The 22,442-nt window shown below is 66.2% G+C and carries 20 protein-coding genes; 9 read left to right on the top strand and 11 right to left on the bottom strand.

What is annotated here, in order from left to right; genetic code table 11:
• Nucleotides 1–90 precede the first annotated feature (90 nt).
• On the bottom strand, nucleotides 91–1,893 hold the full coding sequence (gene aspS / locus ACWEO2_RS10260) for an aspartate--tRNA ligase (RefSeq protein ID WP_452405010.1): 1,803 nt from the start codon (nucleotides 1,891–1,893) through the stop codon (nucleotides 91–93).
• Between the two features lie 216 nt (nucleotides 1,894–2,109).
• Here aspS and ypfJ point away from each other — a divergent pair, with 216 nt between their 5' ends.
• Entirely contained in the window at nucleotides 2,110–3,033 is a 924-nt protein-coding gene (gene ypfJ / locus ACWEO2_RS10255; protein ID WP_354950793.1) for a KPN_02809 family neutral zinc metallopeptidase, read from the top strand.
• 129 nt (nucleotides 3,034–3,162) lie between these two features.
• Nucleotides 3,163–3,702, top strand: a complete 540-nt coding sequence (locus ACWEO2_RS10250; RefSeq protein ID WP_452405009.1) for a hypothetical protein — start codon at nucleotides 3,163–3,165, stop codon at nucleotides 3,700–3,702.
• Nucleotides 3,703–3,989: 287 nt separating this feature from the next.
• Here ACWEO2_RS10250 and ACWEO2_RS10245 read toward each other — a convergent pair whose 3' ends face one another.
• Together ACWEO2_RS10245 and ACWEO2_RS10240 are read right to left on the bottom strand one after the other, a co-directional pair.
• On the bottom strand, nucleotides 3,990–5,597 hold the full coding sequence (locus ACWEO2_RS10245; RefSeq protein ID WP_452405008.1) for a hypothetical protein: 1,608 nt from the start codon (nucleotides 5,595–5,597) through the stop codon (nucleotides 3,990–3,992).
• Nucleotides 5,594–5,920, bottom strand: coding sequence for a type VII secretion target (locus tag ACWEO2_RS10240; protein ID WP_452405007.1), 327 nt, complete (start codon nucleotides 5,918–5,920; stop codon nucleotides 5,594–5,596). The genes ACWEO2_RS10245 and ACWEO2_RS10240 overlap by 4 nt, the downstream gene beginning before the upstream one ends.
• Nucleotides 5,921–6,167: 247 nt before the next feature.
• Here ACWEO2_RS10240 and ACWEO2_RS10235 point away from each other — a divergent pair, with 247 nt between their 5' ends.
• From ACWEO2_RS10235 to ACWEO2_RS10220, 4 genes are all read left to right on the top strand, one after another.
• Nucleotides 6,168–7,172, top strand: coding sequence for an NAD-dependent epimerase/dehydratase family protein (locus tag ACWEO2_RS10235; protein WP_452405006.1), 1,005 nt, complete (start codon nucleotides 6,168–6,170; stop codon nucleotides 7,170–7,172).
• A gap of 31 nt (nucleotides 7,173–7,203) precedes the next feature.
• A complete protein-coding gene (locus ACWEO2_RS10230; protein ID WP_452405005.1) occupies nucleotides 7,204–8,220 on the top strand; it encodes an Rv2578c family radical SAM protein in 1,017 nt (338 codons plus the stop codon).
• Between the two features lie 83 nt (nucleotides 8,221–8,303).
• The gene (locus tag ACWEO2_RS10225; protein ID WP_452405004.1) at nucleotides 8,304–10,247 is read left to right on the top strand and encodes a 2-oxoacid:acceptor oxidoreductase subunit alpha; all 1,944 of its coding nucleotides are present in this window, start codon (nucleotides 8,304–8,306) and stop codon (nucleotides 10,245–10,247) included.
• Nucleotides 10,247–11,326: a 2-oxoacid:ferredoxin oxidoreductase subunit beta gene (locus ACWEO2_RS10220; protein ID WP_452405003.1), complete on the top strand. Its 1,080-nt coding sequence runs from the start codon at nucleotides 10,247–10,249 to the stop codon at nucleotides 11,324–11,326. The genes ACWEO2_RS10225 and ACWEO2_RS10220 overlap by 1 nt, the downstream gene beginning before the upstream one ends.
• Here the strand turns inward: ACWEO2_RS10220 and ACWEO2_RS10215 are convergent.
• Nucleotides 11,323–11,769 (bottom strand): MarR family winged helix-turn-helix transcriptional regulator, encoded by a 447-nt coding sequence (locus ACWEO2_RS10215; RefSeq protein ID WP_452405002.1) that lies wholly within the window; start codon nucleotides 11,767–11,769, stop codon nucleotides 11,323–11,325. The genes ACWEO2_RS10220 and ACWEO2_RS10215 overlap by 4 nt on opposite strands.
• 58 nt (nucleotides 11,770–11,827) lie before the next feature.
• Here ACWEO2_RS10215 and ACWEO2_RS10210 point away from each other — a divergent pair, with 58 nt between their 5' ends.
• A complete protein-coding gene (locus ACWEO2_RS10210) occupies nucleotides 11,828–12,223 on the top strand; it encodes a hypothetical protein (protein ID WP_452405001.1) in 396 nt (131 codons plus the stop codon).
• Nucleotides 12,224–12,255: 32 nt separating this feature from the next.
• Here ACWEO2_RS10210 and ACWEO2_RS10205 read toward each other — a convergent pair whose 3' ends face one another.
• The 3 genes from ACWEO2_RS10205 to hisS form a co-directional block, all read right to left on the bottom strand.
• A complete protein-coding gene (locus ACWEO2_RS10205) occupies nucleotides 12,256–13,263 on the bottom strand; it encodes a malate dehydrogenase (protein WP_452405000.1) in 1,008 nt (335 codons plus the stop codon).
• A 258-nt stretch (nucleotides 13,264–13,521) separates the two neighbouring features.
• The gene (locus ACWEO2_RS10200; RefSeq protein ID WP_452404999.1) at nucleotides 13,522–14,178 is read right to left on the bottom strand and encodes a hypothetical protein; all 657 of its coding nucleotides are present in this window, start codon (nucleotides 14,176–14,178) and stop codon (nucleotides 13,522–13,524) included.
• Between the two features lie 45 nt (nucleotides 14,179–14,223).
• Nucleotides 14,224–15,501 carry a histidine--tRNA ligase gene (gene hisS, locus ACWEO2_RS10195; protein ID WP_452405134.1) on the bottom strand — a complete coding sequence of 426 codons (1,278 nt, stop codon included), beginning with the start codon at nucleotides 15,499–15,501 and terminating at the stop codon, nucleotides 14,224–14,226.
• A gap of 135 nt (nucleotides 15,502–15,636) precedes the next feature.
• On the opposite strand from hisS, the gene ACWEO2_RS10190 reads away from it, so the two are divergent.
• Nucleotides 15,637–16,452 (top strand): peptidylprolyl isomerase, encoded by an 816-nt coding sequence (locus tag ACWEO2_RS10190; protein ID WP_452404998.1) that lies wholly within the window; start codon nucleotides 15,637–15,639, stop codon nucleotides 16,450–16,452.
• A gap of 422 nt (nucleotides 16,453–16,874) precedes the next feature.
• Complete coding sequence (locus ACWEO2_RS10185) at nucleotides 16,875–17,429, top strand: hypothetical protein (RefSeq protein ID WP_354950771.1); 555 nt, start codon at nucleotides 16,875–16,877, stop codon at nucleotides 17,427–17,429.
• 64 nt (nucleotides 17,430–17,493) lie between these two features.
• Here ACWEO2_RS10185 and ACWEO2_RS10180 read toward each other — a convergent pair whose 3' ends face one another.
• The 4 genes from ACWEO2_RS10180 to ACWEO2_RS10165 all read right to left on the bottom strand — a co-directional run bounded on the left by ACWEO2_RS10180 (nucleotide 17,494) and on the right by ACWEO2_RS10165 (nucleotide 22,402).
• Nucleotides 17,494–17,880: a DUF4913 domain-containing protein gene (locus tag ACWEO2_RS10180; RefSeq protein ID WP_354950769.1), complete on the bottom strand. Its 387-nt coding sequence runs from the start codon at nucleotides 17,878–17,880 to the stop codon at nucleotides 17,494–17,496.
• A 218-nt stretch (nucleotides 17,881–18,098) separates the two neighbouring features.
• Nucleotides 18,099–19,922, bottom strand: a complete 1,824-nt coding sequence (locus ACWEO2_RS10175) for a type IV secretory system conjugative DNA transfer family protein (RefSeq protein ID WP_452404997.1) — start codon at nucleotides 19,920–19,922, stop codon at nucleotides 18,099–18,101.
• Nucleotides 19,923–19,970: 48 nt separating this feature from the next.
• Complete coding sequence (locus ACWEO2_RS10170) at nucleotides 19,971–20,702, bottom strand: hypothetical protein (protein WP_452404996.1); 732 nt, start codon at nucleotides 20,700–20,702, stop codon at nucleotides 19,971–19,973.
• A complete protein-coding gene (locus ACWEO2_RS10165; RefSeq protein WP_452404995.1) occupies nucleotides 20,699–22,402 on the bottom strand; it encodes a peptidoglycan DD-metalloendopeptidase family protein in 1,704 nt (567 codons plus the stop codon). The genes ACWEO2_RS10170 and ACWEO2_RS10165 overlap by 4 nt, the downstream gene beginning before the upstream one ends.
• Nucleotides 22,403–22,442: the final 40 nt, after the last annotated feature.

Below are 22,442 nucleotides of genomic sequence, written 5' to 3'. Positions count from 1 at the left end.
CCCGACTGCACCGCTATCCCGTGGTACGACGCTCGTCGTGCTGGCGAGCGACCGACGCGATGCGGCGTCGGTCGCTCGGCACTGTCCGCCCTACTCCGCGGTGGCCGGACCCTTCGCGGCGGGGTCCTTCTTCTGCTCCGGCTTGACGTCGAGCCCCGCTTCCTTGCGCTGCTGTGCGGTGATCGGCGCGGGCGCGTCGGTCAGCGGATCGACACCGCCACCGGTCTTCGGGAAGGCGATGACCTCGCGGATCGAATCCATACCGGCCAACAGTGCGGTGATCCGGTCCCAGCCGAATGCGATACCGCCGTGCGGCGGCGCGCCGTAGGAGAACGCGTCGAGCAAGAAGCCGAACTTCTCCTGCGCCTCCTCATGCCCGATGCCCATCACCTTGAATACGCGCTCCTGGACATCGCGGCGGTGAATACGGATGCTGCCGCCACCGATCTCATTGCCGTTGCAGACGATGTCGTAGGCGTAGGCCAGGGCCGAACCCGGGTCGGTATCGAAGGTGTCCATCGATTCCGGCTTGGGTGAGGTGAACGCGTGGTGCACCGCCGTCCACGCCGAATAGCCAAGTGCCACATCACCACTCGCGGTCGCATCGGCGGTCGGCTCGAACATCGGCGCGTCCACGATCCACACGAACGCCCAGGCGTTCTCATCGATCAGACCGCATTTGCGCGCGATCTCGCCACGCGCCGCACCGAGCAGCGCACGCTGCGCCTTGGCCGGACCGGCGGCGAAGAACACACAGTCACCGGGCACCGCGCCGACATGTTTGGCCAGACCCTCACGCTCGGATTCGCTGAGGTTCTTGGCGACCGGACCGCCGAGCGTGCCGTCCTCCTGCACCAGCACATATGCCAACCCCTTGGCGCCGCGCTGCTTGGCCCACTCCTGCCAGGCGTCGAGCTGACGCCGCGGCTGGCTCGCACCGCCCGGCATGACGACCGCACCGACATACTCCGCCTGGAACACCCGGAACGGGGTGTCCTTGAAGTATTCGGCGCATTCGGTGATCTCCACGCCGAAACGCAGGTCCGGCTTATCGCTACCGAAGCGACGCATCGCCTCGGCATAGGTCATATGCGGAATCGGGAAGGGGATCTCGTAGCCGACCAGCCGCCACAGCGCCTCCAGGATTTCCTCGGCGACGAGGATCACATCCTCTTGGCGCACGAAGCTCATCTCGAGGTCGAGCTGGGTGAATTCGGGCTGGCGGTCCGCACGGAAGTCTTCGTCGCGGTAGCAGCGCGCGATCTGGTAGTACCGCTCGACTCCCGCAACCATCAGCAGCTGCTTGAACAGCTGCGGGCTCTGCGGTAGTGCGTAGAAGCTGCCCGGCTGCAGGCGTGCGGGCACCAGGAAGTCGCGGGCGCCCTCCGGTGTCGAGCGGGTCATCGTCGGGGTCTCGACCTCGACGAATTCGTGCTGGGCCAGCACCGCGCGGGCGGCGGCGTTGACCTTGGACCGCAGCCGAATGGCCTTACCCGGTGCCTCGCGGCGTAGATCGAGGTAGCGGTACTTCAGTCGGGCCTCGTCACCGGGCTGCTCGTCGAGCTGGAACGGCAGCGGCGCGGCCTCGTTGAGTACCTCGAGCTTCGTGACGTTGACCTCGATCGAACCGGTCGGCAACTCCGGGTTCTCATTGCCCTCGGGCCGCCGCTCGACGACACCGGTGACCAGCACGCAGTACTCGGCGCGCAGCTTGTGCGCCTGTTCGGCGGGCTCACCCTCGCGGAACACCGCCTGCGCCACACCCGACGCATCGCGCAGATCGATGAAGATCACGCCACCGTGGTCACGACGCCGGGCCACCCAGCCGGTGAGGGTGACGGTCTGACCGGCATGCTCGCTTCGCAGCGAACCAGCCAAGTGGGTGCGCAGCACGGGATTCCTTTCGACGAATGTGACACCGGAAGGGCGAACCCGGTGCGCGTCCATCGTAGTGAGACACATTCCGCAACTGGAAACCGATATCGCCGCCACCCGTGCGAAGCTGTATAGCGACAGGGTTGCGGCCGCCCTTTCTGGGCCGATCCGAACAGCACGGCGCAGGTGCCCACCGCCGCAGTCGCTGCACATCCAACACAGAAAGCGAAGCAGATGACCTTCAACGAAGGCCTCCAGATCGACCCGGATCGCGCTTCCTCCGGTGGTGGACCGGGGATGGGCGGCAAGCTGGCGCTCGGCGGTGGCGCGGGTGGTCTGATCCTGCTGGTGCTTGGCCTGTTGTTCGGTGGCGATCCCGGGTCACTGCTCGGACAGCTGAACGGCACCGAGCAGAGCACTGTGCAGCCCGGGACCGCTGGCACGCCCGCGCATTGCAAGACCGGCGCGGATGCCAATAAATACGTCGACTGCCGGGTAGTGGCCACCGCGCAGAGCCTCGACGCGGTGTGGGCGGCACAACTGCCGCAGCAGACCGGTAAGAAGTATTCGAAGCCGAAGCTGGTGCTGTTCTCCGGTGCCGTCTCGACCGGCTGCGGCAATGCGACCAGCGCGGTCGGCCCGTTCTACTGCCCCGCTGACCGGACCGCCTATTTCGACACCAGCTTCTTCCAGGAGCTGGTCGACCGCTTCGGGTCCAGCGGCGGTCCGCTCGCCCAGGAATACGTGGTGGCGCACGAGATCGGCCACCACATCCAGAACCTGCTCGGCGATATCGGCCGGGCCCAACGGGATCCGCGCGGGGCCGAATCGGGCGCGGTGCGCACCGAACTCCAGGCCGACTGCTACGCGGGCATCTGGGCCCACTTCGCAGATAAGCAGAGCGCCCCCGGCAGCGATCAGCCGTTCCTGAAACCCCTGTCCGACAACGACATCCGCGATGCCCTCTCCGCCGCCTCCGCGGTCGGCGACGACCGGATCCAGCGCGCCGCCCAGGGCCGGGTCAATCCCGAGGCCTGGACCCACGGCTCGTCGGAGGAGCGGCAGAAGTGGTTCCTCACCGGATATAAGACCGGCCAGGTCCAGGCATGCGATACCTACTCGGCATCGGATCTGAACAATCCGTCGGGCCTGCGCTGATCGAATAGGAATTTGAGCGACACCACAGTGCGCGGGCACCGATTCGGGCCCGCGCGCTGCGATGATCGAGGGCACTCGGTTCGATCATCGAGAGCAATTGGCCTGTGGCACACCGTAGATGGGGATTTCATGCGCACGAAGTCGGCACTGTTGGTTCTGGTCATGGCACTCGCCGGTAGCTGGGGCATCGCCTCGGCCCAACCGGCCACCGACGCGCCGCCGCCCGCCCCGGTCCAGGCACCCTTGCCTGCCACCGCGTTGTTGACGCTGACGACCATCCCGAGCGGCTGGTCCGAGCGAGTCGACCTGCGCCCGATGCTGCAGATCTACGCCGATGGCCGCGCCGTCCACCAGCCCGATGCCGCCTCGACCACCCGGTCCGCCGACGTCTCACCACAGCGGCTCACCGGCACCGTTCCCACCGACATCCTGAATGCCGCACTGGCGGAAACCAGAGCACTCGCCGCCCTCGATCTCGGCATGCCGAGCAACGACGACCGGGGCTCGCAGATCATCGACCTCATGCCCGCCCCACCCGACCAGGACGTCCACCTGCTCATGTACGCCCCCGAGGCGACCGAGGGCCTGACCACCGACCAACAGGCCAACCGCAAACGCTTCACCGATCTCTATCGCAAACTCCTCGACGCCTTCAGCCAGGAACACTGAATCCACCCAGCGCCGCGACCCTCCCACACCGGGGCGAGGGTCGCCGCCATTCGGCCCCGAGATATACAGAGCCGCACCCCAATTGGGTTTGCGGGTGGCGTCGGATGCAGCAGACTCGTTGGTGGAGTGAACATTTCCGCACCCGGCACTTCGAGTGCGGCAGAGAGACCTCCATACCGGGTGGGATCCCGACAACGCGGACCCGGCGGGATAGCACCGATAGAACAACAGCACCCCCGGCCGGAAACCGGGCGGGGGCACCGTCAGAACCGTTGTGGCGGTTGGGGTTAGAACTGGTCCTGTTCGTAATCCGAGCTCACCAGTTCGTCGGGATGGGTAGCACCGATGACGTCGGGGGTGGATTCCCCGAGCGGACCGGTGAGGTCATCATTGCCGGTACGGCTCTGGTAGGGCTCGACGGTACGTGAGTGCTCGTCGTCGTTGGCACCGCGCTGGCCGGTGGCGCCGGGGCTGCCGCCCATGAAGGAGTTGCCCGTACCGGCGCCGCTTGTCGAAGTGCCGGCGCCAAACGACGTGCCCGACAAACCTGAGACCCGACTGATGGGCGAGACGGTGCTGCCCGGCGTGCCGGTCACCTTCTGCGTCGACGGCGAACCCGATGTGCTCGGCGATCCGGACCGGCTCCCGATGCCGGTGATGCTCGGGGTGCCCGCGGTGGTGTGTCCGGTGCTCGTCGACGCCGTCGTGGTGGACGTGTTCGGCGAGCTCGAGGTGCTCGATCCGTCCAACAGGCTGGCCGCGTTGGTCGAGGTGTCCGATGCGATGGACTGCGCCTGCTCCAGGATCGGCTGACCTATGTTCTGCATGACCGCCTGCGCGACCTCCTGCGGCGCGGGCAGACCGCTGGTCCCGAGCAACTGGTTCACCAGACCGGTCAGCTCGGCCGTCTTTCCGGCCAGGTCACCGCGGGTGGCATTGGCGACCGCGACGGCCGTCCCCAGATGTTCGGTCGCCGTCGCGATCAGCGCGGCCTGACCGGGCGGGGTCAGCGCCACCGGCACGAGTGCGGTGGCCTGTGTGGCGAATTCGCTCGCGATCCCGAGCAACTGCGCATTGCCCTGCTGGACCACCGCGGCGGCCCGCTGGGTCAGTTCGGAGATGTCGATACCGCGCTGACTGGTGTCCTGCCCCTGGGTCTGCGCCGTCTTGCTCGCGGCCTGCGCCTCGCGTGAGGACTGGCCCTCCCACAGCTGCTCGACGGTCTGCAGACCACCCTTGCCCACACTCACGGCCGCCTCGATGATCTTCGAGGACTGACTGAGGATCGCGGTCGGGTCGAAGGCGCCGATGACACCGGTGCCGAAGCTGCTGAGCAGCTGGAGAATCGGCTGGAACAAGGTGTCGATGCCGGGAATCCCGGGAATCGAGAGCCCCTGCATCAGCGCCGCGACCGGATCGGTCGGAATGTTGGTCGCCGCCGCGCTCGCCGCCGCCCCCTGGGTGCTCGCCCCGCCGAGCGCACCGCTGACCGCGCTCTGCGCCTGCTGCGCCACGTTCTGCGCCGCTTGGATCACCGGCGCCGCCGCATGGCTGATCGCGGTATGCGCATCGCTGAGCACCTGGGATACGTCGGGCGGCACCGCCCCGGACAGGATCGCGCTGGCATCCGGCGTCGAATTGCCGTTCAACCCTGACAATCCCGCTGGCATGGTGCCCAGCTGCGGCGAATCCTCGGTGATCTTGCGCGCGAGCACGAATTCGGGCGCCTCGATCGGCGGCAGATCCGCGGGCAATTGCGGCAACAATAGATCGCTCAAACCCTGCCCGGCATTCTGCAGCGCATCGACCGCGGTGTTCTGCGTTGCGATCACGGCCTCTTCGATCGCCACGCTCTGGCCGTCGGGCGCGATCACGCCGGTATCCATCGGCTTCATACCCCGCCTCCGACCTGGTTCGTGATCGCGCTCAATACGCCAGCGTTGCTGGAGTCGGTGGTATCGAACGCAGCGGCCGCGGTGAACGCCGACTTCGACAGCTTGTCGTACTTGGCCGAGAGATCGTTGATGTCCTTGGCCTGCAATACCTGTGCCGCGGCGAAGGCCAACAGATAGTCGGCGCCGATCAAACCGAATACCGGCGTGAGCGCGACAACGTTCTGCACGCCGTCGAAGCCCGCCCCCGCGATCTCGCTGGCGACCCCGGCGTTCGTGGTAGCGAAGGCCCGGACCGCATCGGTCTCCACCGAGAGATCAGCCATCGAGTTGCACCCCCCATATCCTCTTGAATTGCAGTTCAGTACTCATAGCGTCGATCAACGGCACTCCCTGCCCGAACCGGGCAGCTGAGCTGTGATCGGGCCCCTGCGCAACCGCGAGTTGATACCAGCGCCGCTGCGGTTGCGCCCAATATAGCGGACCCCAACGGCAACTTTCGAGCCCAATGCGGCCACCGGAAAGGAACTGGAACGTGTTGCAAATTAGAACAAGTTCTATATTCTCGATCACATGAAGGTCGCAGTGACCGGCGCAGCCGGGTATCTTGGCACGAATCTGCTCAACCTGCTGGTCGAACGAGGACATGAGGTCACAGCAATCGATCGGATCGTTCCGCAGCAGCGGACGGACCCGAACGTCACCTGGGTCAGCGGGAATGTGCTCGATCCCGAATCCATGCGTACCGTCCTCGCGGGCGCGGAGGTTGTCTACCACCTGGTCGCCGTGATCACCCTGGCCGAGCAGCACGATCTGGCCTGGAAGGTCAATACCGAGGGCGTGCGCGTCGTCGCCGAGGCCGCACTCGACCTCGGCGTGCGCCGAATGGTGCACGCCAGCTCCATCCACGCCTTCAACCAGTACACCTGCGGTGGCCGCATCGATGAATCCTCGGTGCGCTCGACCGATCCGAGCCTGCCCGTCTACGACCGGTCCAAGTGGGCAGGCGAGGTCGAGTTGCGCAAGGTCATCGACAAGGGACTCGACGCGGTGATCTGCAATCCCACCGGAGTCTTCGGCCCGCTCGACTACAGCACTCCGCTTTCCAGGATCAACCGCACACTCAAGGACGCGGCCCGCGGCCGGGTGCCCGCGATGATCGGCGGCGGCTTCGATCTGGTCGACGTGCGCGATGTCGCCAAGGGCCTGATCCTGGCCGGAGAGCGCGGAAAGACCGGCGAGAACTACCTGCTCGGCGGTTCGATGATCTCCATGCTCGACCTGTGTCGCACGGCGGCGGCCTGCGCCGGCAAGAAGGGGCCGAAGTTCGCGATTTCCCCCAAGGTCGTCAACGGCCTGATCCCGGCACTGGAGCCGATCGGCAAACTGTTCAAGACCGATATCGTGTCGAAGGCCGCGCTCGGCGCGCTGGTCTCCGCCCCGATCGTCGACCATGGCAAGGCCGAACGCGAAATCGGCTATCAGCCACGGCCCATCGAGGAGACCGTGCGCGATCTGGTCACCTTCTTCACCGATCCGGAGCAACTGACCACGTCCAACACCCGACAGATCGCTTGACACCATTTAGAACACATGTTCGACTGAGAGGGTGCGGTGGCAAAGCCAAACCCTGGATGCCGACGATGGCGCCCTGCCCGGCCTCGGCCGGGCAGGTTTCGTGCGCACCGTACAGACCCCCGAATTCGAGGGCATCACGTTCCATGAGGTGCTCTGCAAGAGCGCACTGAACAAAATGCCGGAGGCGTCGAACCTGCCGTTCCCTTGGACGATCAATCCGATGCGCGGTTGTTCACATGCCTGCCGCTACTGTTTCGCGCGCCCCACGCACGAGTATCTGGATCTGGACGCGGGCCGGGATTTCGATTCGCAGATCGTGGTGAAGACCAATATCGCCGCGGTACTGCGCAAGGAACTCGGCCGCCGCTCCTGGCATCGGGAACCCGTCGCACTCGGCACCAACACCGATCCGTATCAACGGGCCGAGGGTCGGTATCGGTTGATGCCCGGCATCATTCGCGCGCTGGCCGATTCCGGGACGCCGTTCTCCATCCTCACCAAGGGCACCCTGCTGCGCCGGGATCTACCGCTGCTCACGGCGGCGGCCGGGCAGGTTCGGGTGAGCATCGCGGTCTCCATCGCGATTCTGGACATCGATCTGCACCGCAGCCTGGAGTCGGGCACCCCGGCTCCGAAGGCGCGGCTGGAGATGGTGCGAGCACTCGCCGATGCCGGGTTCGAGGTGAATGTCCTGGTCGCGCCGGTGATTCCGTATCTCACCGACAGCCGCGCTCATCTGGACGCGCTGTTCGGCGCGATCGCCCAGGCCGGGGCGGTTTCGGTGGTCGCGTTTCCGATGCATCTACGCGGCGCCACCCGCGGCTGGTTTCTGAGTTGGCTGGCCGAGCACCATCCCGCCCTGCTGCGGCGCTATCGCCAGCTCTATGGCCGGGGCGCCTATGTGACACCGGAGTACGGTTCCTGGCTACGCGAGCGGGTACAGCCGCTGCTACAACAGCACGGTCTTATCCGCGAACACCCCCCGGAACCCGAGACCCAGGCCACGACACCGGTTCCGAACGACACGCAGCTGGCTCTGTTCGCGTAAAGCATTTCACAGGCACATCCCGCACACGGCGGAGTAGGTTGGCCAATGGCACCTCCCATCGGACGAGGAAGTGAAGCAGGCATATGCCCCCACATCATCGGATCAGCGCGGACCAAAATGATGTCGGCACAGCGAAATTGGAAAAGGTCGTAATTCGCTTCGCTGGGGACTCCGGCGACGGAATGCAGCTCACCGGTGACCGCTTCACACACGAGGCGGCCGCATTCGGCAACGACCTCGCCACCCAGCCCAACTTTCCGGCCGAAATCCGGGCGCCACAGGGCACGCTCCCCGGCGTATCGTCCTTCCAGATCCAGATCGCCGACTACGACATCCTCACCGCCGGTGATCAGCCCGATGTGCTGGTGGTGATGAACCCGGCCGCGCTGAAGTCGAATCTGGAGGACCTGCCGCGTGGCGCCACCATCATCGTGAACACCGACGAATTCACCAAGCGCAATCTCAGCAAGGTCGGCTATGCGACCGATCCGCTCGACGATGACACGTTGAGTGATTTCGTGGTGCATCGCGTCCCGATGACCTCACTCACCCTCGGCGCGACCGAACCGACCGGTGTCGGCAAAAAGGATGGCCAGCGCGCCAAAAATATGTTCGCGCTCGGCCTGCTGTCCTGGATGTACGGTCGCCCGATCGGCGGCACCGAGCGCTTCTTGCGCGAGAAGTTCGCCGCGAAGCCCGATATTGCCGAGGCAAATCTGCTGGCCTTCCGCGCGGGCTGGAATTACGGCGAGACCACCGAAAGCTTCGCCACCACCTTCGAGGTATCCCCCGCCAAGCTGCCGCCGGGCACCTACCGCCAGATCACCGGCAATACCGCGCTCGCCTACGGCCTCGTCACCGCGGGTCAATTGTCCGGATTGCCGGTCTTCCTCGGCACCTACCCGATCACGCCCGCCTCGGACATCCTGCACGAGTTGAGCAGGCTCAAGAACTTCGACGTCACCACTTTCCAGGCCGAGGACGAGATCGCGGGTATCGGCGCAGCGCTGGGCGCTTCGCTCGGCGGTGCGCTGGGGGTCACCAGCACCTCCGGGCCCGGGCTCGCGCTCAAGAGCGAGACCATCGGACTCGCGGTGATGACCGAGCTGCCGCTGCTGATCGTCGATGTGCAGCGCGGCGGTCCGTCCACCGGACTGCCGACCAAGACCGAACAGGCCGATCTGCTGCAGGCACTGTACGGGCGCAATGGGGAATCACCGGTCGCGGTGCTCGCGCCACGTTCCCCCGCAGACTGCTTCGCCACCGCGGTGGAGGCGGCCCGCATCGCGCTCACCTACCGCACACCGGTGCTGTTGCTCTCGGACGGCTCGATCGCGAATGGTTCTGAGCCATGGTCGATTCCGCGTGTCAGCGACTTGGCGCCGATCGATCCGCGCTTCGAGCCGCATGCCGAGGAGGGCACGCCGTTCCAGCCCTACGCCCGTGATCCGGAGACCCTCGCCAGACCGCTCGCGGTACCGGGCACCGCGGGCCGCGCACATCGGATCGGTGGACTGGAGAAGGCCGATGGCAGCGGCAATATCTCCTACGAGCCCGCCAACCACGAGCTGATGGTCCGCCTACGGCAGGCCAAGATCGATGGCATCGCCGTTCCCGAACTCGAGGTCGACGATCCGGATGGGCGTGCCGAACTGCTGCTGATCGGCTGGGGCAGTTCCTATGGACCGATCGGCGAGGCCTGTCGCCGTGCCCGCCGCCGCGGCGTCCCGGTCGCCCAGGCGCACCTGCGATACCTGAATCCGTTGCCCGCCAACCTCGGTGCCGTACTGCGCCGCTATCGCACGGTGGTGACGCCGGAGATGAACGGCGGTCAGCTGGCCATGCTGCTGCGGGCGAAGTACCTGGTGGATGTGCAGCCGTGGACGAAGATCGCGGGTACGGCGTTCTCCGCGCAGGAACTCGTCGGGGTGATCGATGCCGCACTGGACGGGTCGATCGAGGAGATGGAAAACGATAAAGCCTTCGCGGCGCGGGCTCGGGCTACGTACTCGACTGGGGGTAACTGATGACCATCGTCGAAACCTCGCTCATCGGAGCCGATCTGGGTCTCACCGGGATCTCCGGTGTCCCCGCCGCTGACGGGCCGCAAAAGGTCAAGGACTTCACCTCCGATCAGGAGGTGCGCTGGTGCCCCGGCTGCGGTGACTACGTGATCCTGGCGACCGTGCGCGGCTTCCTCGCCGAACTCGGATTGCGCAGGGAGAACCTGATGTTCGTCTCCGGGATCGGCTGCTCGAGCCGGTTCCCGTACTACCTCGAGGCCTACGGTATCCACTCCATCCATGGCCGGGCGCCCGCCATCGCAACCGGCCTCGCGGTGACCCGGCCCGATCTGTCGGTGTGGGTGGTGACCGGTGACGGTGACGCGCTGTCCATCGGCGGCAATCACCTGATCCATGCACTGCGCCGCAATGTGAATATGACGATCCTGTTGTTCAACAATCGGATCTACGGACTCACCAAGGGGCAGTACTCCCCCACCTCGGAACAGGGCAAGATCACCAAGTCGACGCCGATGGGCTCGGTCGACCACCCGTTCAACACCCTGTCGGTCGCGCTCGGCGCCGAGGCCAGCTTCGCGGCCCGCGCACTGGATTCCGATCGCGCTGGCCTCACCGAGGTGCTGCGCGCCGCCGCCGAACACCGCGGCACCGCATTCGTGGAAATCCTGCAGGACTGCCCGATCTTCAATGACGGCTCCTTCGATGTGCTGCGCAAGGGCGACGCCGAATCCCGCCTCATTCCGCTGCACGACGGCCAACCGATCCGCTTCGGTGCCGACGGTGAATTCGTTGTGGTCCGAGATGGTTTCGGGCTCGCGGTGGCGCGCGCCGACGAGGTCGAGGAGTCCGACATCATCGTGCACGACGCCTACGCCGACAATCCGGAGTACGCGTACGCCCTCTCGCGCCTGTCCGACCAGGACCTCGGCCACGTGGTGACCGGCATCTTCCGCAATGTCACCAGGCCCACCTATGACGATGCGGTCCGCGCCCAGACCGCGGCGGCGCGGGAACGCAAACCGGTACGGGCGGACTCGCTGCAAACCCTGCTCAATGGCCCGGAAACCTGGACCGTCGACTAGCTCGGCAGTCCCAGCCGATCCGCGAGCGCGCCGAGCGTGCGATGCAATGCGGCGCGCTCGGCGGCGGTGAGATCCGCGGTCGTCTCGGCGTCGATCGCATGTGCCGCTTCGAGGCACTTGCGCAGTAGCGCGCGTCCGTGGGCGGTCAGGCTCAGGACCTGACGGCGGCGATCCTCCGGATCGCGCAATCGATCGATGGCGCCCAGGGATTCCAAGTGGTCGGCCAGAGTGACGACCAGACTCGGCGCGACGCGCAGGATCTGCGCCATCTGCATCTGCGATGCGGGACCGTTGGCCGCAAGGACATTCAGCATTCCGGCATGTTTCGGCTTCAGGCCCAGATCCGCCACGCGGGCACTGAAGCGGTCAGTCAGGAACGCGCCGAGCAGCCCGAGTCGGAAGGTCATGGTCTCCGGCAGATTTTCCGCCTTGACGTTCTTCATGAGTCGCATAATACTGATCCAGAACCATTCATACCCTGAACGATTCTGGGAGTGAAAGATGCAGACCGAGAAGCTCACCAAGTCCGCGATCATCGTCAACGCAATCGGTGCGGGTATCGCTATGGCATTCAGCGCCGTGGCTGTCATCGACCCCACCCTCGCCGTAACCGGCGGCGCGGACTCCCCGAGCGTCGATATGTACGCCCAGGCCTATGCCGCCCGCGCCATCCCGCTGGGCGCCGCCCTATTGTTCAGCCTGACCAGCCGCCACAAGCGCGGCCTGCTCCCGCTGCTGACCGTTTCCGGAGCGGTCCAACTCGGCGACGTCGCCATCGGCGCCACTCAGGGGATTCCGGGCATGATGGTCGGCGGCACCGTGCTCGCGCTCATCCATCTGGCGACTGCCGGCCAGTTGGTCCTCGGCAGGAATCGCGGCACCGCCGTCACCGCCTGAGCCATGAGTATGGCGCGATCGACCGTCGAGGATCAGATGCGCTTGGCGAACCCCAGGTCGATTACGGCGTCACGTTCTTGTTCGAGTTCGGCGACGCTGGCGTCGATGCGGGTGCGGGAGAAGCCGTCGATATCGAGGCCCTGGACGATCGAGTATTCGCCGTCAGCGCAGGTGACGGGGAACGAGGTGATGAGGCCTTCGGGGATGCCGTAGGAGCCGTCGGAGGGGACGGCCATGGAGGTCCAGTCGTCGGCATGGGTGCCGAGGGACCAGTCGTGGATGTGGTCGATGGCGGCGCTGGCCGCGCTGGCGGCCGAGGATGCCCCCCGGGCCCGGATGATGGCGGTACCGCGCTGTTGGACGGTGGGGATGAAGTACTCACTCAGCCAGCTCTGGTCGACCATATCGAGGGCGGGGCTGCCCGCGATGGTGGCCTGCGTGATGTCCGGGTATTGGGTCGCGGAGTGATTACCCCAGATGGTGATGCGGGCGATATCGGCGGCGGGCGCGCCGGTCTTCTTGGCAAGTTGGGCGATGGCGCGGTTGTGGTCGAGGCGGGTCATGGCGGTGAAGCGGCCGGCGGGCACGTCGGGGGCATTGCTCATCGCGATGAAAGCGTTGGTATTGGCCGGATTTCCGACCACGAGCACCTTGACGTCGTCGGCGGCGCCGGCATTGATGGCCTGCCCCTGCTCGGTGAAGATCGGGCCATTGGCGGCCAGCAGATCCGAACGCTCCATACCCGCGGTGCGCGGCCGAGCCCCCACCAGCAGCGCGACATTCGCCCCGGCAAAACCGACCCACGGGTCGTCACTGATATCGATCGACTGCAGCAGCGGGAAGGCGCCGTCCTCGAGCTCCATCGCCACACCCTCCAGCGATGCGACGGCGGCCGGGATCTCGAGCAGCCGCAGCCGCACCGATGTGTCGGACCCGAGCATGGCCCCGGACGCGATCCGGAACAGCAGACCGTAGGCGATCTGCCCCGCACCCCCGGTCACGGCGACGGTCACGGGCGCTGTCCGAGCGGCGGTGCTCACGACGAACTCCTTGCGATAGGCGGACACTCGATCCCCACCCTAACGACTCTCACCACCCCCGAACCGCTGTGGTGAGCTACACGACAGTCACTCCGGCAAACACATCTATCCCGCCCCGCGACCAAGAAGCGCGAGTCGACCCGCCCTCGACTCGACTGCTTCGCCGCACCCAACAGCCCCGCCAAGAATCCGCGCCTGTGCGGGCTCGAGGGGGATTGCAGCACGTCTGATCAGGCGCGAAATTCGCTGCGCGCGAGTTCAGCACAATCCCGCGACTTCCTGATCGGTCAGCACGATCGGCGAAACATAATCCTTCGCCCTCGCAAGCTGCACAGCGCGATACAACGGACGCTCCGCCAAACCCGCGTCACGAGCTTCGGCGCGCAGTTGGTGGACGAGCATTGTCGAAACCGCAACGGCCGCAGCGAGTTCACTGGCGGACAGGGCATCGGCGAGTTTGCGGAGGCCGAGCAGATGGAGTTCGCGACCGCTGCCCGCGTCGGTGTACATCGCCAGCGGAACAACCTGTGATTCGGCACCGGCAGTGACTCGCAGGACGATTCGGCTCAAACGGGCCGGATAGACAAGTATCTCCACGCCGTTCGCGGCGGCGAGGTCGATCCGGCGTTCACCGAAGGTGTGTCTGGCGTGAATCGTGGTTCCGGCCAACCACATCCGCCGCCGCCGCAGGGCAATGGCATAGGCAACAGTTGGCGCACCCACGACCACACCGATCGCGATCGCGATCGGCCACGGCACCAGCAGTGCCGCGAGCAGTGCGGCACCGACACCCACCCCTACCGCGGCGAGGGCAAGTCGCCGCAGCATGGGTGCGTAGGTTTCGGGTGCGACGAGGTCGAGTCCGACCGTCGGAACCGGTTCGGCTGCGCCGGGGTCGATGGGTTCTACGGGCACGGCTGCGCATTCATATGGGTGCGGATGTCGTCTCCCGGCACCGTACTACCCGGCCGGGCGCAGCGCCGCCGCGACAGCGACAACCGTCTCGTCCAATGGGATCTGGCGCTGCTCACCGGTGGCCATATCCTTCAGGCCGATGGTGTTCTCGGCCAGGTCACGATCGCCGAGGACCAGGGTGAATTTCGCACCGGACTTATCGGCGGCCTTCAAGGAGCCCTTGACGCCACGGCCACCGTAGGCCAGGTCGACCCGAATCCCCGCCGCCCGCAACTGCGCCGCCAGCACGACCAGGCGCTGTTTGGCCGCATCGCCCAGCGACACACCGTAGACCTCACACCGCGCCGGATCGCCCGCCGACTTGCCCTCGGCCTGCAAGGCCAGCATGGTGCGGTCGACGCCGAGGCCGAAACCGATACCGGACAGCGGTTGTCCACCCAGCTCGGCCATCAGCCCGTCGTAGCGACCGCCGCCGCCGATCCCCGACTGCGCCCCGAGTCCGTCGTGCACGAATTCAAATGTCGTCTTTGTGTAGTAGTCCAGGCCGCGCACCATGCGCGGATTGACCACATACGGTATGCCGAGCGCGTCCAGATATCCCAGCACCTGCTCGAAGTGCGTCTTCGCAGATTCGGACAGGTGATCGATCATCAACGGCGCGTTCGCGGTCATCTCCCGCACCTCGGGCCGCTTATCGTCGAGCACGCGCAGCGGATTCAATTGCGCCCTCCGCTTGGTCTCCTCGTCCAGCGGCAGGCCGAACAGGAACTCCTGCAACAGCTCTCGATACTGCGGACGGCAGGTCTCGTCGCCGAGCGAGGTGATCTCCAGCCGGAAACCGTCCAGTCCGAGCCCGCGATATCCGGCATCGGCGATCGCGATCACCTCGGCGTCCAGTGCCGGATCATCGACACCGATGGCCTCGACGCCGACCTGCTGCAGCTGCCGGTAGCGACCGGCCTGCGGCCGCTCGTAGCGGAAGAACGGACCCGAGTACACCAGCTTCACCGGCAGTTGACCCCGGTCGAGCCCGTGTTCGATCACCGCTCGCATGACACCGGCGGTACCCTCCGGCCGCAGCGTAACGCTGCGGTCACCGCGGTCGGCGAAGGTGTACATCTCCTTGGTGACCACATCGGTGGACTCACCGACGCCACGGGCGAACAGCGCGGTGTCCTCGAAGATCGGCAGCTCCATATGCCCGTATCCGGCCAGTCGGGCGGCGCGGATCAAGCCGTCGCGCACCGCGACGAACTCGGCCGAACCGGGTGGCACGTAATCCGGGACCCCCTTCGGGGCGGAGAAGCTGCTGGTCTTGGTCACGATGGTCAAGTTTCCACCACCACCGCCCGTCAAGTCCAACCGGTTAGCCCACGCGGCAAATGGCCTGCTGAGCAGTCTCAGGAATAGATGGCACAATCCTGTGCCGTACGTAACGGATACGGGAGGAACGTGGTAGTGCCGAGCAACGAACAGCGACGGGCAGCGGCGAAACGCAAGCTGGAGCGCCAGCTGGCCAACCGGGCCGATCGGGCGCGCAAGCGCAAGCGACTCATGATCGCCGGGTCCGCGCTCGGCGTGGTCGTCGTGGCCGCGGCGGCCGTCGGCGTGTACTTCCTGACCAAGGGCGAGGAAAAGCCCGCCGCTATCAGCTGCGACTACCGCAATAGCCAGAAGCCCGCCGATAAGCCGGTGAACAAGCCGCGCACCAGCGGCATCCAGAACGCCGGCGATAACGCCAAGCTCAGCGTCAGCATGGAGACCACCCAGGGCCCCATCGGCCTGACCCTGGACAACGCCAAGGCGCCCTGCACGGTGAACAGCTTCGCCAGCCTGGCCGGTCAGGGCTACTTCGACAACACCATCTGCCACCGTATGACCGCGGACGAGGGTCTGAAGGTGCTGCAGTGCGGCGACCCGACCGGCACCGGCACGGGCGGTCCCGGCTACCAGTTCGACAATGAGTACCCGACCAATCGGTACAACCCCGCCGACCCCGCGTTGCAGAAGCCGATGGACTACCCGCGCGGCACCCTCGCCATGGCCAACGCGGGACCGGATCCGGTCGACGGCGGTGGCACCAACGGCAGTCAGTTCTTCATCGTCTATGGCGATTCGAAGCTGCCGCCGAACTACACCATCTTCGGCACGGTCGACCCGGACAGCATGGCCACGTTGGACAAGATCGCCGCGGGCGGTCAGGACAACTCCAACGGCCAGGGCGACGGTAAGCCGAATCTCCCCGTGACCATCCAGTCGGTTCGCATCGACTAGTGACACGCCCGATCCGGGTGCTCGCTTCGTTCGGGCCCGCTGCGCACAATGAGCAGCGGGCCCGAACTGTCATCCACTGGATGAGCCTAGGGTAGGCGACCCTAATTGTTCGGTTAGGATGCGCTAAAACCGAAGATCCTCCGAAGCTTTCGCCCACCCGCCGGAATTGTGCGATATATGCTGTTAAGCGGCACGCCCACGCGGTTGGTGCCGAGCTTTCTCGGGTAATCTCGAATGAAGGAGAACGCGTAGCGTAGCTATCCCTGATCGGGCGACCCCCGTGGGAGTGCCGTGCGACGAGTCCTCTGGGTGTCCGCGTTTGCAGGCGGGGCACCGACACGACGGATTACAGTTCGGCGTGGCGGCGTCCGTGTCAAGCACCACAACATCCATAGTGATCACTGCAGCATCGGGGAGCAGCCATGTCCGAGGAACTGGACGACATCGGCCGGGAAACCGCGGCCATGATGAAGACTATGTTGCAGCTTGCGACACTGGTCGCGCTGCGGACCCGGGAGCGTGGTCAGAAAGAAGCCGAAGCCCGCGTCAAGGTCACCGAGGCCCGTATCAAGGAGGCCCGGGAACTTCAGATCCGTGAGGCCCGCGACGCCAAGGCCAAGGACCCACGCAATCTCGAACTGGCCCGCATGGTCGAGAAATCGGTACCGGCCCAGGGCATTTCGCTGGAGAAGGATCGTTTCTCCGCACAGGCCGAGGCCAGCCGGATGGCCGCGACGGCCTCAGCTCAATCGAAACCACTCGTACGGTATGACTCCGCGGAACGCCGGATGGCGATCGCGGCGCACCTCGCTCGCATCGGCATCGCACCGGAGTTGGCGGCGGTGCGGATGCTCATCGAAGTAGGCCAGGGCCAACCGCCCGAAGAAGCGGTTCGCATTCGCGATGAAGCGGCCCGAGCCGCTGCGGCACGAGGCCGGGAGCAGGACGCCCGCGGCCTGGAACGCGTCAGACAGTAAGGCGCACACCGCAAACCGAAACGCCCGCTGAAATCAGCGGGCGTTTAGCCGTTCTCGGGGTATCTCACATGCGGAAATCGCCGATGGTCGGATCACCGAAAAGCCCCTGTGCTGGGGACTTCAACGGTAGTGGGCTGAGCATATCCTTGTGGCCGTTGCGCACACTGCAGTACTTGAACGGGCCACGCGGATCGAACAGCTTCGTCATATGTGGATCGGCGTGGTCGAGGAACCAGATGCTCAATCCGGTGCTCGGCTCCAGTCGGTAGTGCTCCCAGGCGCGCCATAGCGCGTCCAACCGCGCCACCGCCTCGGCATGCTTCCACCACTCGGGACACCACACCGTTTCACTGATGTCGGTGACCTGACGCCGATACACCAGGCTCAGGTAGTTCTCGACGAACTCCACCACATTGGTGTAGATCATGGGCTGTTGCTGCTGTTCGGTCACAGCTGCACCTCGCTGACGCTCGGCTCCACTGTGCCCGATGGTGCTGTGTCCATGGTTCGCTCGCTCCGCTCCCTCACACCTGCACCTCACTAACACTCGGCTCCACTGTGCCCGACGGTGCTGTGTCCATGGTTCGCTCGCTCCGCTCCCTCACACCTGCACCTCACTAACACTCGGCTCCACTGTCCCCGATGATGCTGTGTCCATGGTTCGCTCGTTCACAGGGGCCGGACCTCCTCGACTTGGCCGTATTCGGGTGGCGGAGCAGCCTTGGTCAGGTTGGGCGAGCCGAACAGGTCGGCGATCTCGGTCTTGCGCCCCGGAAGATGGTGCGAGATCGACTTCTTCACATCGTCAGCGTAGTCGCCCTCCCACCACGGCACGGTGCGCACGAGCACCGCGGGCTGGCCGGAGGTGAAGACGATCGCGCGCCCCTGCGGCAGGGTTGCCAACGCATTCACGGTGAAGGTCTTGGATGAGCCCAGTGACCGCGAATAACTCTTGCCGCCTTTGGATTCCGAGACCGATGAGGAGATCGCGTCGTATTCCCCGATCGCCTCGGACCGGTCCCGCAGGAAGTTCATATCGTCGACGCCGGGGCCGAGCACCTTGATATTGGCCGCCGACCACAGCGCGAGCATGCCGTCATCGCCCCAGCAGCGCGCGCCCTGGGCCCAGGACTGCAGCACCGTCATCACCACGATGCCGCGCGAGCCGAAGTGGCTGTACTGCTTGGGCAGATCCTTCCAGCGCACCACATTCGCCGCCTCGTCGAGCACGGCGAGCATCGGAATCGGCAGCCGTCCGCCGGGTGAGCGCGAGGCCTTGCGCATGGCCACATCGACCACGGCCTCGGTGAGCGCACTCACCAGTGGTGCCGCCGAACCGCGGCCCTCCAGCGACAGGCTGTAGAGAGTGCCGTTGTTCTCGATGAATTCGAGTTCGTCGAACTGCATGCGGTTATCGCCGGGCAAGATCCACGGATGCACGTTCGACAGCTGCAGGCAGCGGATCATCTTCTTCGCGGTGCCGAAGATGCCGCTCTTGGTGCGTGGATCGGCGTTGTACTGCATCGCGAGCCCCGACGCCGTGTAGTGCTTGCTCGCATTGCGCAGCAGCTCGATGGGTTCGGCGTCGTTGGGGTTGGTCACCCAATCCCAGACCTGGACGATCGGGCGATTGCCGAGCGCGGCGGCCAGGAACAGCCCGGCCAGCAGATCCTCGGCCTCCGGATCGAAGAATACGTCGCCCTTGGCGTCGGAGCCGTTGTCGGCGTCGGCGAAGTGACCGGCCAGCCGCGCGGCCCGCATCTCGGCGCCGTCATGGTGGGCGTCCACCCAGTCCAGCGGATCCCAGAACCAGGAGGGCTCCTCCCCCGCGACGCCCTGCGGATCGAAGACGAAGGTGCGACTTCCCTTGGCCTCGCGCACATCTCGGGTCGCGTCGACCACATCGCGCTTATTCGAGGTGGACAGCACCGGGCCGATCGCGGTCAGGATCGCCGGGATCACCCGCGAGGTCGACTTGCCTTGTCGCGGGCCCCAGATGTCCAGGTGCAGATCCTCGTAGGAGCCGTAGAGCATCACCCCGTCGGCGACGCCGATGCCGATCGGCACGCCAGGGCTGTCGTTGTAGCCGAGTCGTACGCCGAGCAGATCGGCCTTGGCCCGGACCCCGGCCTCGGTGAGCGACTTGATGGCGCTGCCGCTGCCCATGACATCGGCCTTGTCATCGACGGCGAGCCGGCCCACCGCCCGGCGCGCGGCAAGCCTTTTGCGCACCACCAGATAGGCGATGAGCGCCGCGATGACGAGCAGCACGATTACGGTGGAGGCGCGTGGCCAGTGCAGCTTGCCCTTGGCGAGATCGGCGACGATCTCGATCGGGTTGATCGGAATGTGCTGCGGCGTGACCGCCATCGCGTTGCCGAGATGCAGTGCGAGCCAGAGGGTTCCGAGCAGCGCGAAACCGGCGTAGATCATGTAGAGGGTGATATCGGGTCCGACCGCGGCCGGATCCTGCACCTTCTTCTTTTTCGCCATGTCTGCCTCCTGTTAGGACCTAGCTATGCGGTTGTCGCTGGTGCGGGTTCAGCGGTACGCGTCGAGCCGCCAGCCAGCTGGTGTGCGTACGACGGTCGCGATCACCGTTGTTGGCGGCAGGGATTCCTTGCGCCCGTTCGGATAGACGACCGTCTGCTCGATCCCGATCTTGAACTGCTCGACGTTCGGATCCGTGCTCGCGGGCGGGCGCTCCCCCGATGCGAAGGTGAAGGCATCGATATGCGCCTGCGCCCTGGCCCAATCCGCCCACTGCAGCGTCGCCTTCGGCGTCTCCACCGCGGTCGGTGTGCCGTCCAGCATGCGGATCAGGCTGGGCCCCAACCATTTCCGCGCACGCGACAGCGAGGCGCCCTGGGCTTCGGTGGCGGGCCGCCAGGAGTAGATCTCTTTCAGCGCGGCCACCGCGACACCATCGGGCGTCACCGGATCGGGTGCGGGCACCTCCTCCAGCAATCGGGTTGTGGACGTGGGCGCATGCGGCGCAGCGGAACCCGCGTCCCTGTCCTTGCCGCCACACCCTGCACCGAGCATCGCAACGCTCACCACCAGCATCACCACCAGTTTCGCGCGTGTGTCATTCAAGGCTAGCCGCCACGGCCGATACTTGGGCGGTCCGATCGACGCACGCGCCTCGGCGTGTTCGCTCGCCGCACGCACGGTCGGCATCTCTGCCGGGGTTGTGGTCTCCACCGCGGTTGTGGTTGTCGTCCCCGCCGCGGTAACGGTTGTCGTCCCCGCCGCGGTAGCGGTTGTCGTCACAGCACCCTCCTCCCGCGGCCATCACCCGGCACCGCGACCTCGGTCACGCCACTGGAATGCCCGTATGCGGCGGGCACGGATTTGATCATTCGTCCATTGCCGGAATAGATTCCGACGTCGGCGGGGCCACGCGGGCCGAACGAACTGAATACCAGATCGCCGGGCTCCAGCTTGCGCATGGGCACCTCGATGCCCGCCTCCCACTGCTGTTCGGCGGTCCGCGGCAGCGTAACCGTGCCCGAGGAGGCCGCGAATACGGCGGCCGAGGTGAGACCGGGTCCGTCCAGTCCGCCACCACTCGGTCCCTGCGGACCGCCACCGCCCCACACGTACGGGGTGCCGAGCCACTGCTGCGCCGCCTGGACGATCTGCCCGCGGCCCGCACCCTCCTGCGGGGTGAAGCGCCCGTTGGAGCCCTGCGCGCGGTACAACGGTTCCATCGCAAGGATATTCGCGACATAGGGCTGGGTCTCCGCATAGTGCGCGGCCACCAGGTTCGGCATGCCGCCGGAGGCCAGTACCGCACCCTCACCGGCGTTGTAGGCGGCCAGGGTCAGCGCGACGACATCGCCCTGTACCCGGCCCGCGGACTCCCATGCGACGATCTTGCGCGCGATGGCGCACATATAGCGGCCCTGACCCATGATTGCGTCACCGTCGTCCCAAACGCTGGCCACGCCATTGCCGTCGGCATCGATAACGTAGGGCTTACCGTCGTCGGGGTCGATACTGGCCGCGGTCCCGGGCAGGAACTGGGCCAGCCCCTGCGCGCCAGCGGGTGAGGACGCGCTGCGCCGGAATCCGGACTCCTGCCTGCCTTGCGCGGCCAGCAGCGAGGGGGTGATCTGCGGGCAGATGGAACCCGCACGGCGATACCAGATTTCGAGTTCCTGGGGTACCTTGCCCGCCGCCAGCGCGCCACCCGCCGTGCCGAAACCGCGATTGCAGCGCGGATCGGAGGAGAAGGCCTGCGCACCACCGACATCCGGGGTCGGGGCGCCGTCGAGCCAGGGCAGCGGGTCGATCTGGCGGCCACCGGTGAAGCGCCCGCCCGGGACGATTTCGAAATGCAGGTGCGGACCGCTGGATTGGCCCGCCGACCCGACCTGAGCGATGGGCTGACCGGCGACGACGGTGTCGCCGACGTGCACGTGCACACCGCTGTCCCACATATGCCCGTAGACCGCCGAATACGCGCGGCCGTTGGTATCCACGGAGTCGACGACGATCCAGTTGCCGAAACCCGATGCGGGACCGGCCGCGACGACGCGTCCATCGGATACCGAGTAGATGGTGGTGCCGTCCGTGGCGGCGAGGTCGACGCCCAGATGCGTGCCGCCGCGCGCGCCGAAGACATCCGACACGGTGAAGGTGCCAACGGCCAATGGCAGGGTCCGGCGGATCGGGCCGATGCCGGCGGCCAGCGACGGCGCACCGGTGGCGGTCGGATTAGCCTGTGTGGCAGTGAGATCGGTCTTCGTGGCAGTGGGATTGCCGGTTGTACGCGCGGCGGAAGTGGTAGCGGCGACCCGGGAATCGCCCGGCGCGTAACCACCCAGCGGTGGCAGCACACTCGACGATCCCAGCACCGAGGAGCCCTCGCACTCGTCGTCCACGGCGGGCATGACGACGACCAGCACCAGTGTCATCAAACCCAGCACACTCGCCAGCGCCAGGTACAGGACGGTCCGCCCGGTCACCGCATCCCCGGCGGCGCCGATCGGACGCGAGACGAATTCA

The organism is Nocardia sp. NPDC004278 (genome assembly GCF_053602975.1).
This window is presented reverse-complemented; position numbering and strand designations above follow the sequence as displayed.

What these genes read in the sequence shown, in the direction of transcription:
- ACWEO2_RS10245 (WP_452405008.1), bottom strand. Translation starts at nt 5,597, where the DNA reads ATGAAGCCGATGGATACCGGCGTGATCGCGCCCGACGGCCAGAGCGTG.
- ACWEO2_RS10240 (WP_452405007.1), bottom strand. Translation starts at nt 5,920, where the DNA reads ATGGCTGATCTCTCGGTGGAGACCGATGCGGTCCGGGCCTTCGCTACC.
- ACWEO2_RS10175 (WP_452404997.1), bottom strand. Translation starts at nt 19,922, where the DNA reads ATGGCGAAAAAGAAGAAGGTGCAGGATCCGGCCGCGGTCGGACCCGAT.
- ACWEO2_RS10220 (WP_452405003.1), top strand. Translation starts at nt 10,247, where the DNA reads ATGACCATCGTCGAAACCTCGCTCATCGGAGCCGATCTGGGTCTCACC.
- ACWEO2_RS10210 (WP_452405001.1), top strand. Translation starts at nt 11,828, where the DNA reads ATGCAGACCGAGAAGCTCACCAAGTCCGCGATCATCGTCAACGCAATC.
- ACWEO2_RS10185 (WP_354950771.1), top strand. Translation starts at nt 16,875, where the DNA reads ATGTCCGAGGAACTGGACGACATCGGCCGGGAAACCGCGGCCATGATG.
- ACWEO2_RS10215 (WP_452405002.1), bottom strand. Translation starts at nt 11,769, where the DNA reads ATGAAGAACGTCAAGGCGGAAAATCTGCCGGAGACCATGACCTTCCGA.
- ypfJ (WP_354950793.1), top strand. Translation starts at nt 2,110, where the DNA reads ATGACCTTCAACGAAGGCCTCCAGATCGACCCGGATCGCGCTTCCTCC.
- ACWEO2_RS10225 (WP_452405004.1), top strand. Translation starts at nt 8,304, where the DNA reads ATGCCCCCACATCATCGGATCAGCGCGGACCAAAATGATGTCGGCACA.
- ACWEO2_RS10250 (WP_452405009.1), top strand. Translation starts at nt 3,163, where the DNA reads ATGCGCACGAAGTCGGCACTGTTGGTTCTGGTCATGGCACTCGCCGGT.
- ACWEO2_RS10235 (WP_452405006.1), top strand. Translation starts at nt 6,168, where the DNA reads ATGAAGGTCGCAGTGACCGGCGCAGCCGGGTATCTTGGCACGAATCTG.